This is a genomic window from Nostoc sp. NMS2 (assembly GCF_017115105.1).
Classification (GTDB): Bacteria; Cyanobacteriota; Cyanobacteriia; order Cyanobacteriales; family Nostocaceae; genus Nostoc.
Window position 1 is genome coordinate 1 of the sequence record NZ_JABXKH010000059.1, and the last position, 17,002, is coordinate 17,002.

Genomic DNA, 17,002 nt, shown 5'->3' on the forward strand with positions numbered 1-17,002 from the left:
GCTCCCCTGCTCCCCCGGTTACTGAGCGTAGTCGAAGTATGCTCCCCTGCTCCCCCTGCTCCCCTGCTCCCCTGCTCCCCTGCTCCCCTGCTCCCCACTCCCCACTCCCCATTCCCCACTCCCTATTCTCTTTCGATTCAAAATTCTTCATTGGGGTTAATATAACTCCTAAACTAGAAGGATGAATAAGACTCATATAGTTAGAGATAATAAGCTGTAAAGAAAGATTTAACTTAGTTCTATCCCGCAATTAGCTCAAAATGCAGACACGCAAGCTACTCGACTGGTGGCAAACATTCACACCAATAGCGCGAATCGGGGCGATCGCGTTATTCGTTCCACTGCTAGTTCTAAATGGTTGGGCACTTTCGGTATTTTTCAATTATTTCCATTCTCTCATAGTCATTTTAGTCGGAGCCTCAGTTTTAGCATTTCTGCTCAACTACCCCGTGAGTTGGATGGAACATCATGGTGCTAAACGAGAGCAAGTTGCTATCCTAGTATTTCTCTTGGCTTTATCGATTTTATTGGCGTTGGGGGTAACGCTTGTGCCGTTGGCCCTTACCCAAGCTCAACAACTGGTGGCTCGGTTGCCAGAGTTGATCGACTCTGGACGCTCTCAGCTAATGATATTAAACGAAAAAGCGGAGACTTTTGGCTTACCGATTAACCTCGATGCTCTAGTGGTACAAATCAACGATCGCGTCAAGGGACAATTACAAGCGATCGCTGGACAAGTTTTAAATCTGGCAGTAGTTACAGTCACTAGTCTTCTAGATATCCTCTTGACGATGGTTTTGACTTTCTACCTTTTACAGCATGGGAGTGAACTCTGGGAAAGTTTAGTAGAATGGCTACCCTCTAAATTTCGCGATCCTTTCTCTAAAACAGTCCGCCTGAGCTTTCAAAATTTCTTTATCACCCAGTTGATTTTATCTACCTGCATGGCATCAGCCCTCATTCCTACCTTTTTGTGGCTGAAAGTACCATTTGGACTGCTATTTGGGCTAACTATTGGTCTAATGGCTCTCGTCCCCTTTGGTGGTTCTGTGGGCATCGCTCTGACTACACTATTGGTAGCACTGCAAGATTTCTCAATGGGTGTGAGAGTTTTGATAGCAGCAGTAATCGTACAGCAAATTCTCGAAAACTTAATTGCCCCCCGAATTTTAGGCAGTTTTACTGGTTTAAATCCAGTTTGGATTTTAATTTCAGTTTTAACAGGGGCAAGAATTGGCGGACTTTTGGGTGTAATTGTGGCAGTACCCACAGCTGTTGTGATTAAAACCGCTTTAAGTGCGTTGCGTCCTGGTGGCGAGACAAACGATAGCGGCACGGGAGAGATAACTGTACCCGTTGCAGCCAACGAGTCCTCGAAAGCAAACGCCAAAAACACTCTGAGTATTTCTGAAGCGACATTACCTTAAGGAGGCAGGAGGTTTCCTGCCTCCTCATTGTGGCTCAATGATGGAACCCATAAACAAAACGTTTCCCGTCTGATTATCCCTAATAGCACTAAAAAAGGGACGGTCAACAATCATCTTGAATGGTTCTGGTTCTTGTCTCAAAGATGTTGTTACTATTCCCACAGAAGTAGCCGCAGCCGCTTCGGTGCCTTCTTCATTCACTTCGACAAAAGTTTTATGCTTAACTTGGCTAATGGCAAAATTTTTACCCATGCCAGAAAAATTGGCTTTGCTGCTGAAAGCCTCTTCCATGCCTAAACTTTTCAAGGCATCATTGAGTGTAACTTCGTAATCTGTTTTGAAGCGAGGTAGACGAATAAATCCTTTTTGTTTGTTGAACTGAGTCATCCATTTTTCCCAGTTTTCAATATTCAAGTTCTGATAAAAGGCTTTGAGATTAGAGTTCTGTTTGGGTAGGAAGATATAAAAACTGATTTTCCCATCTTTACCGTAAGGTAAACTAACTGCCTGAAATTGTTCGCTTTCATAGTATTTATAGTCACCTTCTTGTGACATCATTGGGTGTTGCTTTCGTCTGCCAGGTGTTATGTAAAAAGGATATTGAGCAGTTTTACCTTTGTCAAATTCGTTACTCCAATTACCTTTAAAATATATGGCATTAATCAGAAACAACACTTGATCTGGTTCAATACTTTCAACTATTTTAGTTATTTTACCCTTAGTATTTTCTTTTACCCAGTTATTGATAATACTAGATGCGGCGGCATCTTTAAAGTTTAAATTGCTGACTTTAGCTTGATAGAAATCCTGGGTTCTCTTGAGAAAGTCTGGTGCAAAGCTAACATCTTGATTTGCCCAAAGCGAGTTAGCAATACTCAGTTGGACTTTCGCATCTGGATTTTCTAAAAGCTGCTTTAATACCGCCGCGTAAGAAGAGTTGATTTCTGGTAGATTCATTCCCTGTAATTCCAGGGTTTTTGCCATTGCTTGTTGAGTTGAGCCGCTAGCGCCGTTGTAGGTCATGGCTAGAGCGATCGCAACACTCGAAGGTGAGATAAAAACATTATTCTCACCTTTATCATCTTTCAGAACTTCTGAAAAGAGTTTAAAGCCAAACTTATTGCTAGACTCAACTATTCTTGTATCAGGGTTGACTGTTTTTTTTTGCAATGGAGTTTCTGGCTGAGGTAAACTAGATTGGGCCAGGGCACTTTTGTTACTCTCGACTTGAGAACAACCTAATACACTGAATAGAACAACACTTGCAGCTGCCAAAGCATAACGTCTGCCCAGACTTACACCATAACGTCTTTGCAGAAAATTCTCTTTTGCATCACTAAATTTTTGCCGATTCATTCTGCTACCTCACTTGCCAAAGATTCCCGATCTGTGCTGATAAGTTGACGCAGATACTGTGTCAATGATTAACTATTGCATTTGCTTCAATAGAAAATGAGACTGTTACAGTTTTTGTAACAGCAAGTTAATAGCTCAGACTCAGAGGAATTAAACACAACTTATTAAAGCTGCTAATTCTTACTTGAGGCGGCTATGCAGATGAATTATGAAGAATCTCTATTTTGAGGAACTTTTTTATTTATTAATAACAGTATTGTAGACTACCTAAACATAAAATAACTACTCCTACGGGTTTTTATAGATATAGGATTTACATAAAACCACAGGCGGTAGGGGTAATTCATGAATTACCCCTACCTGAAAATTTTTTTTCGGCTATTGTTTTCGGAAGTACTGAGATAGAAGTAACATTTATTAGTTGCATGAAATACAGAACTTTCATAGTGACGCACGCCTATGCGCTCCGATAGGAGAGTGTTGTTCAAATAGATGAAAATCCTGTAAATTGACACAGATAAAAATAGTTGTTACCCTATTTTAATTGATGGGTACACTCCACCAAGCTAAACTATAGGGTTGAGTCGCTTCATTGAGCTTTTGACGAAACTGGACGCGGATTTTGTAATTGCCAGTAGCAGGAATGGGGCAGAAAATATGTTCTACACTATCGATTTGGCTGATTGAAGAGCAAACAGCACCAGCATCAGAATTTTGGGCATCAGCTTTTACTAAGTATAGGTCGAGATTATTTAAGCCGCGATCGCGAAAATTTTCGCCCGCGTCATATTGTTGGTTTTTATTTTTATCGTTGAGTTCTACCAATCGATCCCAACTTAGGGTGACAGCAACAAAACTCCCCTGCTTTAACGGTTTTGCTAACACATAGTCAACAGACGCTCCAACATCAACTTTGTGATAATCCCAACCAATAGCTGACACCGTAGCTGATGGCTGCCATTGACCAGCACTCAATTGCTGATAAGCGCGAAATGTATTTAAATGACCTGCTCCCATTTGAGCATCCAAGGGAATCTTGGGATCTTTATAAGCATCAGAATCTAGCCAGTTTTGATTTTGTTTATCAATTAGCGTCCGGCTCATTCCCAACTGCAAGCCATCGCCACTATCTTGGATTTTGTCTGCTGAATTCAGCAAGACAGCTTTCATTACTTGATGATGCCGAGAATCAATGCTCCAGTGGGGTTGTTTTGTGCGTATCTGTCGGTCAGCAAATTCTTGTAAGAGAGCAACAGTAGCCGTAATTTGAGGCGCTGCAAAACTAGTACCTGTAACCTTGTTCAATTTGCCATCTGGATTCAGCAAAGGAATATTATTCCCAGGAGCAACTAAGCTGATAGCGCGGCGGCCACCAAGATCAAATTCCCTTCCAGCTAGCCTTCCACTCACTCCTTGGTTAGCACCCGCTAGATTAGCCACATCTACTTTGTTAAAAACTCCCCCACGGCGGGATGAAAAAGCCACATTCATTCCGTTAAAATTGTCTGTAGGAATAGGAATACCGCCTTTACCCTGGTTGCCTGCGATCGCATACAAAACATCATGAACACGGCTAGACCAGTCAACACATAAAGTTAGTAAAGCGTTACCGTCTAAAACAGCCTCTGGTCTAGGATCGCGGCTTAAAGGTTCACCAAAGCTAAAATTAATGGCACGAACATCGCCACCATTCTGTAGCGCTATGTGCTGTGCCGATAAACACTCTTCTGGCTGACCCATGCTTTTAGTTGAACCCACCGCAGACGAATACAATCTCGCTCCTGGAGCAATTCCCGGCAAAGCTTTGTCTCGACTTACCATCACACCAGCAACATTGTAAGCGTGGGGGTCAACACCGGTATTAGACTTAGCTGGCCCATTGCGTAAGAATACTCCCGCTAAAGATATGGCGCGATTTTTAGACACCGCCTTATCCCACCCAAACATTCCCGGCCGACCAATTTCCACTTGACCAATAGCAATCTTACGACCGATTAAATTATAAGGAGCTTGGTGTAGCTTCAGAGCATCAATACCGTTAGTTCCCAAAGCAGATTCTAAAGCTGAAGCAATTACCGGCGCACTCAGACAAGAAGCGCTTAATCCCCAAATTATCCAGGTTAGTTTTTTAGTCATTTGTTATTTGTCATTGGTCATTCAATTTTAGATTTTGAATTTTGGATTTGGGATTGAAGGAAAAATCTAAAATCTAAAATCCAAAATTATAAGTCTTGCTCGATGTTTTGTTACAATGCTTACAGACGAAGACGCTTAAAAACCCACTAGCCATGACCCAAAACCTATCTCAAAAGCCCATTGTAATTTCTCCATCTATCCTATCAGCCGATTTTAGTCGTCTTGGTGACGAAATTCGCGCCGTAGACGCAGCCGGAGCAGATTGGATTCATGTTGATGTAATGGACGGTCGTTTTGTACCTAATATTACGATAGGCCCTCTGATTGTGGAGGCGATTCGTCCGATTACAACTAAACCACTGGATGTCCACTTGATGATTGTGGAGCCAGAAAAGTATGTAGAAGGATTTGCTAAGGCGGGTGCTGATATTATCTCCGTACACTGCGAACATAATGCTTCTCCACATCTGCACCGTACCTTGGGGCAAATTAAAGAGCTTGGTAAGAAAGCTGGAGTTGTACTTAATCCTGGTAGTCCTCTAGAGCTAATTGAATATGTTCTAGATTTGTGCGATTTAGTACTGATTATGAGCGTCAACCCTGGTTTTGGTGGTCAAAGCTTTATCCCTGGTGTGTTACCCAAAATCCGCAAGCTGCGTCAAATGTGTGATGAACGCGGTCTTGACCCTTGGATTGAAGTGGATGGAGGGCTGAAGGCAAATAATACTTGGCAAGTTTTGGAAGCTGGAGCTAATGCAATTGTGGCCGGTTCAGCTGTATTTAATACCAAGGATTATGCTGAGGCTATTACATCGATTCGCAACAGCAAGCGTCCTACCCCAGAATTAGCCAAGGTTTAATTCATTATTGGATTAACCATTCTCTACAAAAAATAGGGTGGGCAAATTGCTCACCCTATTTTTATAGCGGTTCTCAATTGCATGAAATACAGACCTAACCCCCAGCCCCTTCCCTACAAGGGAAGGGGAGCAATATTCAAAGCCTCTCTCCTTTTAGGAGAGAGGAATGGAAGAGAGGTCAGAGTGTATTCCATCCAGATGAGAAGCGCTATATTTACACAAAAAAATACTGAAAGCTCTTCAAGTTTTGAACTTCCAGTATTTACTATATAAATTGAAAATTTAGAAAGCATGATAATCCAGGTTGGGAGAACTAGGATTACAATACTTGAAAGAGAAGCGTATGACCTACTAGCTAGTTCCACCAGCCACGACAATGATTTCACCGTAACTTTTCTGTTTCCGTTCCTGTTGTTGGTGTTAAGCGTTTGCTTTATTTAATAAAGCAACACCAACCACAAGATAGGAAGTTTTATAAGCATTACTCGCATCGTCTGCAGTCGATGAAAGCTGTGTAAAATTTGGATTGGGGGAATCCACCTCCCCAAATTCTCTTTGCTCAGACTTCCTCAGAAAAAGAACCACCAGGAGCAACGGTTGCATCATTAGCCTTGGTATAGGAGTTATTTACTCCATAAAATGCTGACTACTTTTGTAATCAGTTTGATTTATTTCATAGTCAGAACTAATCATTGATTTTATTTTTTAAATTAACTTGCTTGCTGTGAATCACCTCTATTTTGGTTGAAATTGTGGTTGTTATTAGTTTACCAATGTCGTCAGTATATATTTGCCATTTTGGCAGATTTTTACAAAAAAATATCAGATTAATCACTACGATCGAAAACCTACCATGCGATCAATTTTAAATTAGCATGGCAGGCTCTCAGATACTCAATCAACTCTAGGGCAGAATCTCTTGATTGCAAATTTTTTTTAATTGACTCCACAGCGTTTCAAGGACATATCTTGAGTTAATGGCGATTTCCTTGATTAATGTTCGTTAATTGGCTATCCCAATTTCTGGTCTAAACTAACACCACGGATTTCTGTTTTTTGTTTTCCAACTACTTCAAGATATGCAGGTCTTGAATCATTCGCCTGTTTCAGCATTTTTAGATTTTCACTTTGCTGTTGTTTTGTTCTGTTAGTTTGAGAGTTTTCTTTCAGCAATCGGTTGTAGGTACGGTACGGAATGTAATGAAGAGGATTATAACCAGTAAAACGTAGCATTAAAACACATGCCCAGGAGTACTTTCCAGCAATAATTGCTTCAACTACTTTGTCAAATTGTTGAGCCTTCACTGTTGTATCTAAGTTACTACTAATACCAGCAATGTCTTGATTCATCATAGTGTTTAATTATCTTGGATGAAGTAAACTAGTTCGGTTTCTGCGATGGTTGGCGTTTCAATTGAGGTTTACAAACTGCACTAACCTTTTTGCAGTTATTGAATCGCTTTCGGGAAATTATCAGCAATTTGGCGATGTTGGATGTTGACGAGGGCTAAAAATCCATCTATCAACAGATGCGTACATAACTTTCCCAAACTCTGATTAGCTCCCGCAGCTTTGAGCGGTAAAGATACAGACTGAAACTTCTCTGCTGTTTGAGCTTTACCTTGGCGCTGTTAAGCAGAGTTTTAGTGATTTTGGCTGATAACTCCCCTATTAAACTAGTTTTGGCAAGAGCTAGCTTGTAGTAGGGATACAAATTATATTGATTCATTGCTGAACTGTCCCCTTGGCTTGAGGTTTCGACTGCATTTGACCTGATGATTCTTTTCATGAACTAACAACAATCAAGTTTTTAACTAAGTTTGTTGGCTGCTCATTCCTAATTATCCAGATTCCTCCGATGAATTGAGGAAACTGTAGCTTTTACTTGTTAGTAAGTGAAAGGTAAAAATTTATCTTTTGTCTTTTCATTTGACTGGTAGGACAAAAGTCTAGGCGTAGCTCTTGGTAGATGCAGTTTTATCCTTTGAAACTTTATTGACTCCTAATTCAATAAATTTTCTCTGTTAAAACGCCTGTATTTCTTACTACTGGTTAATTAAGCAATTTCCGGCAACTTTTCATATTTTTTCGAGTAGTGGAAAAATTTATTTATCTTTGAGCTTTAACAACGTCATTCGTATATATACTATTTTTTGTCGTTGATGTCATCTACTAAGTTAGTAGATTTTTAAGTTAAATTTACTGAATCTATTTCGATACGTACTTGCGGATTGTGCAACTTTTAATTTTGTCCTCCTTTCGCTAATTTCTGAGGGGTGTGACCCCTCATACAATCTCAATTTAAACACTTTATTATTGTCGAGTCGCTAGAAAATACTACCATTAACTATAATGTAAAACAACTTCTAAAAATAGTAACTGCTAAAGACTAAAAAGCGTTTGCAGCCATAGCATTGAGCATATTTTATTAATAAGTTCAATTAGATAATGATATTTATTATTCTGATGTTTCTTGATTTACAAGAACTACATCTTCAACGGATCTAAATAAAATCGCTGTAAACCGATCGTGAATATTTCATGATTATTAGCCAATACGGTTCAGTTAGAGCCAAAACTCTGAAACTGCGTAGGTTCGGTTGAACGAAGTGAAACCCAACAAACCCAGAAAAATGTTGGGTTTCGTTTCTCAACCCAATCTACGATTATTAGCTAGTAATAACAGCTAGCCTAGTTTTGAAAAATAATACTGGGTTAGCATTATAGACAACTAGTTTTAATTATTATCAATTGAATAAAGTAAAACATAGTAGGATGCTTTGAAGAAAAAATATGTAGTAGGTTAAATTTTTAAAATATTAGATTTTCTAATATAGAATATTGCCATTATTCAGCAGTATCTTCTATGTGTCTTTATCTTTAAAAGATTTCTCAAGTAGAGATTACGGATGCTATGGCACTTGGGCTAAATGCTAGTAAAAACCACCAATTGCCATGAGTTTGTTATAAGTACTTTGCTCAACAAGAATACCTCGGTCTAGAACAAAGATATAGTCGGCATAGAGGAGTCTGGAATTCTCTATGCTTCAACTCTTACCATTACTGAAATTTTCCTTTGCTTCCGGAAACACTCGGAAAATAAAATCACAAATTTAAGCTCTGCTTTCTCACATAAAGACAGACTAATTCTGGCAACGCATATACGATAGCAGTTCTCAATTGCATGGAATACAGACTTAAACCCCAGTCCCTTCTCTTGAAGGGAAGGGAAGTACGATTCAAAGCCAATACAGTTCAGTTAAGGCTTTACTCTTTGTCAAGCTGAATTTTTTTAACGAACCGCGAAGACACGAAGAACGCGAAGGAAGAAAAGAAAGAAATGCTTAACTGAACTGTATTGGGGTATGAGAACCGTTTTGATCGCTAATCAATTAATAACTAAGTAAATTCCCCAGACTGCCATTGCCCGTAAGTATGTGCTAGCGCGGAAAGTGCCAGCTGCGGTGATAGCTTCGGGGGTGCGAAATTGTAGACCATTTTCATAAATTTGCTGGACTACAGCCTGTGTTAATCTCAACGCTTCATCTTTCATTCCCATTTGCACAAGAAAAGCCGCTAGCCCAAAGTTTATCCCTGTCCAAACTTCTAGGGGATGAGTAGCTTTAGGGTTTTCTGGTGAACCGTCAGGACGAACACCATTGGCAGCACCAAACTCTCCATTGCAGAATTTCAAAAAGCAGGCATCATAAACAGTTTTCAGGGCAGAAAGGGCGCGATCGCTCGGTACAATATCAGGTAAGTCCAGGAGTCGGGCGTAGAACTGTCCGCACAATTGATCTGCCATGACTACATCGGAGCCACTTTCACTATCAAGTTTGTAGTATTGCCCATTCCAGAGTTTTTCTTGGTAGATAGGAAGGGATTGTTTTAACCAAGTTTCATAAATGGATTTTTGAACCGCCAAGCCGCCAAGATCGCCAAGTTTGTGAGTTAATAGAATATCGCTAATTGCGATCGCAGCCTCTAGCGCTGCTAACCACAATCCACCACAATAGGCGCTGACTCCTTGTAACCGCCAATCATCAAAGGTTTGGTCAGGCGCACCAGAATTTTCAGGAATTCCATCACCATCAAGGTCAAAGGTTTTGAGGTAGTCGAGGGTTTGAACGATCGCATTCCAACAATCTGCTAAGAATTCTACATCGTCAGCACCCGTCAGCATAAAATCGCGGTATACTTGCAAGACAAAATCACTACCTAAATCTTTCCACAAGTTACAGTCTTGATAACTGGTGTAATTGGTTTTCTGCCAGACGTGTTCATTCGGTGCGCCTAAATCGTGGGGTGTTGCACCAGCGACTTTGCGAACTGCAATCGGACTTTCAGCTTTGATTGTCATGTAATAGCCGATGATTCGGGGTGTATCATCACCTTGAGGAATCGCCCGTGCAAATGCCCTCATCACCGACTTCTCCAGTTCGGGAAACAGCATCAGTAGGGCAAAAGAGCCGTATAACCGCACATCTAGACTTTCATACCACCGATAATCTAGGCACTCCAGCACCGCAAACTGACCGATGGGGTCAAGTTCTGATGCTGCACTCCAGAGAGTACCGCCGCTAGTGAGGTCATAAAGCTCATTAAATAGAGCCATTTTAAACCAGTTGGGCAAATCTTCCCGGTCGAGAATGGGTTGTTGCCAAGTTTGAATTTGCGATCGCCAGGTTTGATATTCTTGGAGAGCAGTAGATGCGATCGCCCAAGCATTATTTCCACTTCTATCAAAAAAGTCTGTATATCTGCGATAATAGTCGACTCCGGCGGCAAATTCTGTAATGGGCAAATCCCAAGCGAGGACAAAGGGGATTTCGAGAGTTTCGCCTGGTTGGAGAGTGAAACGAAGTGCGATGCCTGCGGCCGGCGTAGCCATCGCAGCCCCTAACTGTTCACCTTCTGCTAGTGGATTTGCATCTATATAATTGAGCAAAGAACCATCTTTCGCAAAGCTTTGCCACACCTCATCACCAGTTCCTTCAGGATTCCAGCGATTGTGATGAAATACTTCCACTTGGGGATGTTTCAGTGTCGCAATACACCAAGTTCCATCTCCTTCTTGCAAAGCATCACTACCAACCCGACTTAAAAGACAGCCAAACTGTTGTGTATTTTCCACTGTTTGGTTATAGTTTCCTTGACTTTCGCCCCAACGCGGTTGGTATTCATAAACCGGACTACCATCATCACGCACCCGCACTTGGGGAGATTTGAGGGCATTTGTAAACCAGCCCACCATATTTTGCCAAGTGAGCATAATGCTGAGAGTAATTGGTGTATCTGTGGGGTTGTGGGCATTCCAGAGGAATATTGCCACAGGGTAGCTAGTTTCTTGATAATTACCTGCCCAGACTGGGGAAAATTGCTCACAAGTCAACTGTGCTTGGAATACATTTTCATACACAAACCAGCTACGTGGGTATAGCGCGTGATAATTACCTGTTCCCTCTGTGCTGGGAATCGGATACCACTGCCAAGCTTTAAGAGTGCCATCATCAGGCCCTTGGGTAGATAAAGCGTAGGCTTGGGAAGATGTGCCATTGGATTCAAATACACTGAATTGACAAGCAGGGACGTTTTTGAAGGTATGCTCACCGCCGTCGATGTGCCACAGGTTAAAATCTCCCCGTGAAGAACGACCGATGCAACCTGCACCAAAGCCACCTAAAGGCATACCATGCCAAGGACCATCATCGATATTACTTGCGTAGCGAACGGTATAAGGTTTGTCCCAGGCTAAACCGATAGGACGGCTCCAAGTGCAAGAGGGAATTTTCGGAGAAAATTGATTTGTCATCGCCTAATGTTACAGCGTGCAGTCATGTCAATGAAGACTAGCGCGATGTGTGATTTTTCTCAAGGGGCACAACAATATGCCTTCTCGATTTAGTAGTCTGGTAGTATCTGGCTCAGTTTGGCAAAAATATCTCAGCAAAAATCCGAAAAGCAGCAATTTCAGCTTGTAGCTCAGTATATACTTACAAAATTAATATTCACTCTAGTACAGCTTGGTAAAAATATAGCTACCATATCAAACAAGACTTAGGGCAAAATCCTCTTGTTTGAGATGGTAGGCAAAGTTCCACCACAGTGTATTATGAGTCTCAATAGGAATATAAACTTTTCGATTTCAAATTTGTCTATCTGTTAAATACGAAATCATCCGCAAAATTAGGAGCGTAATTATGCTACTAGAAACCAAAAACTATCGCCACAAATTAAGCCGCATTTTAATTTGTTCATTAGGTAGTAGTTTGTTGATCGCGAGCAATGTGCTACCTATAAATGCTTTGGGAAAACCTCAACATTCTCAAGGCTTCATAATTGCCAAATCACCAGATGAGAGACAACCAGAAGCAGTAAAAAAAGGAATTGAGCAACTTCCTGCTTCTCAAGCAACAATATCTCCAAGAAAGAAGACATCTATTGATTCGCCAATACAGACTCGTCCTATGTCTTCTAATACAGAAACTTCCCAGCCAACCTCGAACGCTTCAAATGATGACTCTACTTCTAGACCATCTAGACGTAGGGCTTCTAACTCAAATTCTAATCGTTCCAATAGTAGTGCATCTAGATCGTCTGGGGGTAGCGGTTCTAATTCAAATACTAATCGTTCTAATACTGGCTCCGGGAGAGTTCGCAAGCCAAGTTCTAATGTAGCTAGAAGTGGCAACCAAAATATCGACCGTCCAGCAGTTTCTCAACCTGTGACACCTACTTACAAAGAGATTAACTTTGTAGATGTCGCATTGGGGATTCTGAGTAAGAGTGACTTTCAATCTCAAGGTAGATATTTTCATTTCTATGAGTTTGAAGGTAGAGAAAATCAATTAGTCCAGATGAGGCTTGTTGGTAGTAAAGATACACGCAGATCAAATAACTTGAGTTTAAATCCTTTGTTGTTTCTGCACGATCCTGATGATAATATCATCGTCAAAAAAGGCACTTTAGAAAAAAGCAGTGATGGGGATGATGCCTTCGTTTTTGCGCGGCTGCCTAAAAATGGCATTTACAAAATTGCAGTTACTAGCCGAGATCCCGGTGAGATAGGTCGCTATAGTTTGGCTCTGAGGAATGACAGAGCTAGCTATACTTTAGATGAAGCAGGCCAACTAAGCGCCAATAGCTCAACCTTGAAACAAAATGGAGGCGCTTACAATGTTTCTAATTTCCAAGGAAGAAAAAATCAGCTTGTAAGTATTCGTGTAGATAGTGTTGATGAAGAATTTTCTCCTTACGTAGCTTTGCTAAATTCAAAAGGACAGACGATCGCTATAGATAGAGACAAAGATAAAGCTGGCACGTACAGTTCTTTAATTGACCGAGCTAGGTTGCCTGAAGATGACACTTACTATATAGTTGTTAGTTCCAAAAATCCACAGGAACACGGTAAATATAGATTGACTATCTTCTGATAAAAAAACCTCTCCCTGGTTTTAATACGCAAAATCTGTCCCTTTCCGAGTCGGAGAGGGACATTCTAGTAGGGGAGAGATTTTTACTGAGACAACTGCCAAATCTTAATGGTGTTGTCTTCACTACCACTGACAAGGGTTTTACTATCAGGACTGAAGGCTACGGATGTCACAGTGTTGGTATGCCCTTTAAGGGTGAGAATTTCTTCTCCTGTGGCTGAATTCCAGAGTTTGATGGCGCGATCGCGGCTACCACTAGCAATCATTTTACCATCGGCACTGAAGGCTACGGTTGTGACTGTGTTGGCGTGTCCTGCCAGTGTGCGAATTTCTTTTCCCGTTAGTAGATCCCAAAGTTTGATGGTGCGATCGCGGCTAGCACTGGCTAAAATTTTCCCATCTGGACTAATAGCTACAGATGTTACTGTTTGATAATTTCCCTCTAATGTGCGGATTGAGTACCCTTTTGTGAGATTCCAGATTTTGATCGTCTTGTCAAAACTGCCACTAGCAAGAATCACACTATCGGGACTGATGGCTAGCGATCGCACCCAGAATGTATGCCCTACCAGTGTCCGAATTTGCTCTCCTGTGGCTAAATCCCAAATTTTAATGGTGTTGTCATCACTACCACTTACCAGAGTCTCACTATCAGCGCTGATCGCTAGGGCGCGAACTGAGTCAGAATGCCCTTCTAAAGTCCGAATTTGTTTTCCGGTTGCGAGATTCCAAATTTTGATGGTGCTGTCATCACTACCACTTACCAGAGTTTTACCATCTGGGCTAATTACTACCGTATTCACCTGCCGAGAATAAGCGTTAAGTGACGATATTTCTTTTCCAGTGGCGAGATTCCAAAGTTTGATTGTGCGATCGGCCCCACTGCTGGCAATGGTTTTACCATCGGGGCTGATGGCGACGGATAAAACCGAGTTTTCATGTCCTTGGAGGGTGTTAGCTAAGGAAACCTTACCCAAAGTAATCTTTGACGGTTGACCTAAAAGCACGTCATCTTTGCCAGAATTATTATGCTGACTCAGCCTAGATACTAAACTGGTTTGAATCCGACGAAAATGTTTATACCAAGATTCTTGGAATCCGAACAACAGAATCAAAGCACTTACCAAAATTAAAGTTCTCAGTAAGGGATAACTTTTTGGTAAAGATGGGGCTTGAGTTGCGGGGATTTTTCCAGAGGACTTACCGGCTGGTGGTAGGGCAAGGAGTTGTTTGGGAGTTAAGTCTTTGAGAATTTCATCGGCTGACTGGTAACGTTCATGGATATCTTTTTTTAAAAGCTTGTCGATGACAAAATCCAACTCAGCATTTAATGGACTCCGCAAATATTCCCGCCAATTACTCACCCAGGCGTACCCCGATTCCATCCACAACTGAAAAGGCGAATTTCCCGTTAGCAGATGAAAGCAGGTAGCGCCTAAACCGAACAAGTCACTGGCGGGGAAAGCTTTACCATCTCTAATTTGTTCTAGGGGAGAATAACCATGTGAACCAATGGATGTGCCAGATTTGTGCTGAACTTGTGCGGTGAATTGCTTTGAGGAACCAAAATCAATCAGACTCAATCGCCCATCACTTTTATTGCGGATAATATTTTCTGGTTTGATATCCCGATGAATGACTTTGCGATCGTGGATAAATTTTAAGATGGGCAATAAATCTAGCAAAATAGATTGAATTTCCCTAGCATTATACCCCTTGCGCTGTTGCAACTCCTTTAACAAATTATCGCCATTGATAAACTGCTGCACTAAATATAGGCAGCCGTCTTGCTCAAAGTAAGCTATTAAAGTTGGAATTTGGGGATGTTCCCCAAGGTCTTGTAGTCGCTGTGCTTCTTCGGCAAACAACTCCATCGCCTTTTTTTGCGACCAAGTTCCTTGGAACTTTGGAGCTAATTGCTTGATAACACAACGTTCATTGAGTTTATCGACATCTTCTGATAGATAGGTTCTGCCAAATCCCCCCTCATCTGAAAGGACTCGGATGACACGGAAGCGATTTCTTAAAAGTGACACCAACGGGGTGCTACAACTTTGGCAAAACTTCTTTCCATTGGGATTCAGGGGATTTAGGCAATCGGGATTTAAGCAGCAGATCATTATCTGACAGGCGCGACTGCATAACAAATTAGGCTAAGTTTGCCCCGAACTGTCCCTTAAGAAAATTGACTCTCGCTTACTTGTGGTAGAAAACCCTGTGCTGGGAATTGGGGAATTACTTAATATAGTTAGCGTTTGTAAATAGTAGTTAGTCTTCCTCATCTGTGGAAAACTACGAGAGCCATAAAATTAATTATTCTTCCGATTATATAATAATCTGAATAGAAATATTTTTCTGAACTGCTACCCCTAGTAATTTTGCTTGTATATTGACAAGCGACAATTGACTAAGTATTAAGTGAAACCCTGATTAATTAACCATCACTGACTATCAAATGTAGTCACAATGCTTACTAAATTTGTTTTTTATATTTTAAATTGCCTATGATTAATTGTTAATTTGATACTTTAGCTAAATAAGGCTTCAAAGAAAATCGGACTGAATCCCATCCCTTCTCTACGAGACGCTGCGCGAACAAGAAGTGAGAGGGATAGCCGCAAACCTACTTAGTCCATTACCATTAGTGCCAATGACAAATGACAAATGACAAATGACAAATGACTAATAACCTTGTTTACTTAAGCCTCGCTCTCCATTTCCGAATAGCATTAGCAGTTCTGGCAACTGGTGGCATGTATACATCAGGAGTTTCGTTATAGTTTTCGTATTGTGTAATACTTTTATTATTTAATTTTTGGGTAGTTAGACAGTTAGCTAAAGTCGGCAAATAGCTTTCGTAACTTAAAGCTTTTATTACTTCATCGGCAGTCTTAAACCGATCGTCTAACGTAATTTTCACCATTTTTTCTAAAATTTTGGCGAAACTATCGGTAATATTTACTTCATTTTGCCAGCATATCTCACCAGTATTTGGGTGGTAATCAAATTCTAAAGGACTTTTACCAGTCAACATATAAATACAAGTTACACCCATTGCATAAATATCACTGGCATAAACTGGACGAAGAGAAAACTGTTCTGGTGGCGCAAATCCCCTAGTTCCAATAAAGTTGGTATTTAAAACATGATTGGTAGAGTTTTCACAAGCATCAACTAATTGCTCTTTCACCGCACCAAAATCAATCAGCACTACCCGCCTGTCATACTCACACCGCAATAAATTCTGGGGCTTAATATCCCGATGAATTACATGATGTTTATGAAGATACTGTAATACTGGTAATAATTCCTGTAAAAACTGTTTTACTGAGGCTTCACTTTTGGGCCCACCTCGCCGCACTTCTTGGGCTAAAGTCAAACCCGGTACGTATTCTTGAATTAAAAAAAACTCACCATTCGCCTGAAAGTAGTCTAGCAGCATGGGAATTTGCGAATGACTACCGAGTTGACCTAAAGTTCGTGCTTCTTTTTCAAAACGCGCACATGCCTTTTGCCAACTTTGGGGACTAGTCACTTTCGGGCAAAGCTGTTTAATGACACACAGAGGACTTCCAGGTAATACGGCATTTTTGGCTAAAAAAGTGATGCCAAAACCACCTTTACCTAGAACTTGCAATATTTCATAGCGATCGCGAAATAGCCTCTTAGAAGCACACATCTGACCAAGTTGAGTTTGCTGTGAAATGCTCTCTTGAGAATTCGTTATTTTCTGAGAAAAGCGATTCATTAGTATAGGATATCTGCTCTGAAATGTCTCTAATCTTACGAC

General features: G+C 41.0%; 12 protein-coding genes. 3 read left to right on the top strand and 9 right to left on the bottom strand.

Annotation, left to right across the window (positions count from 1 at the left end):
- Window positions 1–196, bottom strand: a 196-nt coding sequence (locus HWQ36_RS11035) for a hypothetical protein (RefSeq protein ID WP_292701952.1), incomplete at its 3' end; no start/stop codon positions are given.
- 64 nt (window positions 197–260) lie between these two features.
- Between HWQ36_RS11035 and HWQ36_RS11040 the strand changes: the two genes are divergently transcribed.
- Entirely contained in the window at window positions 261–1,427 is a 1,167-nt protein-coding gene (locus tag HWQ36_RS11040) for an AI-2E family transporter (RefSeq protein WP_292701954.1), read from the top strand.
- Window positions 1,428–1,451: 24 nt separating this feature from the next.
- Here the strand turns inward: HWQ36_RS11040 and HWQ36_RS11045 are convergent, their stop codons facing one another.
- The gene (locus tag HWQ36_RS11045; protein WP_292701956.1) at window positions 1,452–2,783 is read right to left on the bottom strand and encodes a serpin family protein; all 1,332 of its coding nucleotides are present in this window, start codon (window positions 2,781–2,783) and stop codon (window positions 1,452–1,454) included.
- 540 nt (window positions 2,784–3,323) lie between these two features.
- A complete protein-coding gene (locus HWQ36_RS11050; protein WP_292701959.1) occupies window positions 3,324–4,919 on the bottom strand; it encodes a S8 family serine peptidase in 1,596 nt (531 codons plus the stop codon).
- Window positions 4,920–5,071: 152 nt separating this feature from the next.
- Here HWQ36_RS11050 and rpe point away from each other — a divergent pair, with 152 nt between their 5' ends.
- Window positions 5,072–5,779: a ribulose-phosphate 3-epimerase gene (gene rpe / locus HWQ36_RS11055; RefSeq protein ID WP_292701961.1), complete on the top strand. Its 708-nt coding sequence runs from the start codon at window positions 5,072–5,074 to the stop codon at window positions 5,777–5,779.
- Between the two features lie 420 nt (window positions 5,780–6,199).
- Here rpe and HWQ36_RS11060 read toward each other — a convergent pair whose 3' ends face one another.
- From HWQ36_RS11060 to HWQ36_RS11075, 4 genes are all read right to left on the bottom strand, one after another.
- The gene (locus HWQ36_RS11060; RefSeq protein ID WP_292701964.1) at window positions 6,200–6,385 is read right to left on the bottom strand and encodes a hypothetical protein; all 186 of its coding nucleotides are present in this window, start codon (window positions 6,383–6,385) and stop codon (window positions 6,200–6,202) included.
- 405 nt (window positions 6,386–6,790) lie between these two features.
- Window positions 6,791–7,132 (bottom strand): HetP family heterocyst commitment protein, encoded by a 342-nt coding sequence (locus HWQ36_RS11065; protein ID WP_292701967.1) that lies wholly within the window; start codon window positions 7,130–7,132, stop codon window positions 6,791–6,793.
- A gap of 169 nt (window positions 7,133–7,301) precedes the next feature.
- Window positions 7,302–7,508: a hypothetical protein gene (locus tag HWQ36_RS11070; RefSeq protein WP_292701970.1), complete on the bottom strand. Its 207-nt coding sequence runs from the start codon at window positions 7,506–7,508 to the stop codon at window positions 7,302–7,304.
- A gap of 1,659 nt (window positions 7,509–9,167) precedes the next feature.
- A complete protein-coding gene (locus tag HWQ36_RS11075; RefSeq protein WP_292701973.1) occupies window positions 9,168–11,591 on the bottom strand; it encodes a GH116 family glycosyl hydrolase in 2,424 nt (807 codons plus the stop codon).
- A gap of 388 nt (window positions 11,592–11,979) precedes the next feature.
- On the opposite strand from HWQ36_RS11075, the gene HWQ36_RS11080 reads away from it, so the two are divergent.
- Window positions 11,980–13,212, top strand: a complete 1,233-nt coding sequence (locus HWQ36_RS11080; RefSeq protein WP_292701976.1) for a peptidase — start codon at window positions 11,980–11,982, stop codon at window positions 13,210–13,212.
- A gap of 83 nt (window positions 13,213–13,295) precedes the next feature.
- On the opposite strand, the gene HWQ36_RS11085 is transcribed toward HWQ36_RS11080, so the two are convergent.
- Both HWQ36_RS11085 and HWQ36_RS11090 read right to left on the bottom strand, forming a co-directional pair.
- On the bottom strand, window positions 13,296–15,332 hold the full coding sequence (locus HWQ36_RS11085; RefSeq protein ID WP_292701979.1) for a serine/threonine-protein kinase: 2,037 nt from the start codon (window positions 15,330–15,332) through the stop codon (window positions 13,296–13,298).
- A 575-nt stretch (window positions 15,333–15,907) separates the two neighbouring features.
- A complete protein-coding gene (locus HWQ36_RS11090; protein ID WP_292701982.1) occupies window positions 15,908–16,960 on the bottom strand; it encodes a serine/threonine-protein kinase in 1,053 nt (350 codons plus the stop codon).
- Between the last annotated feature and the right edge of the window lie 42 nt (window positions 16,961–17,002).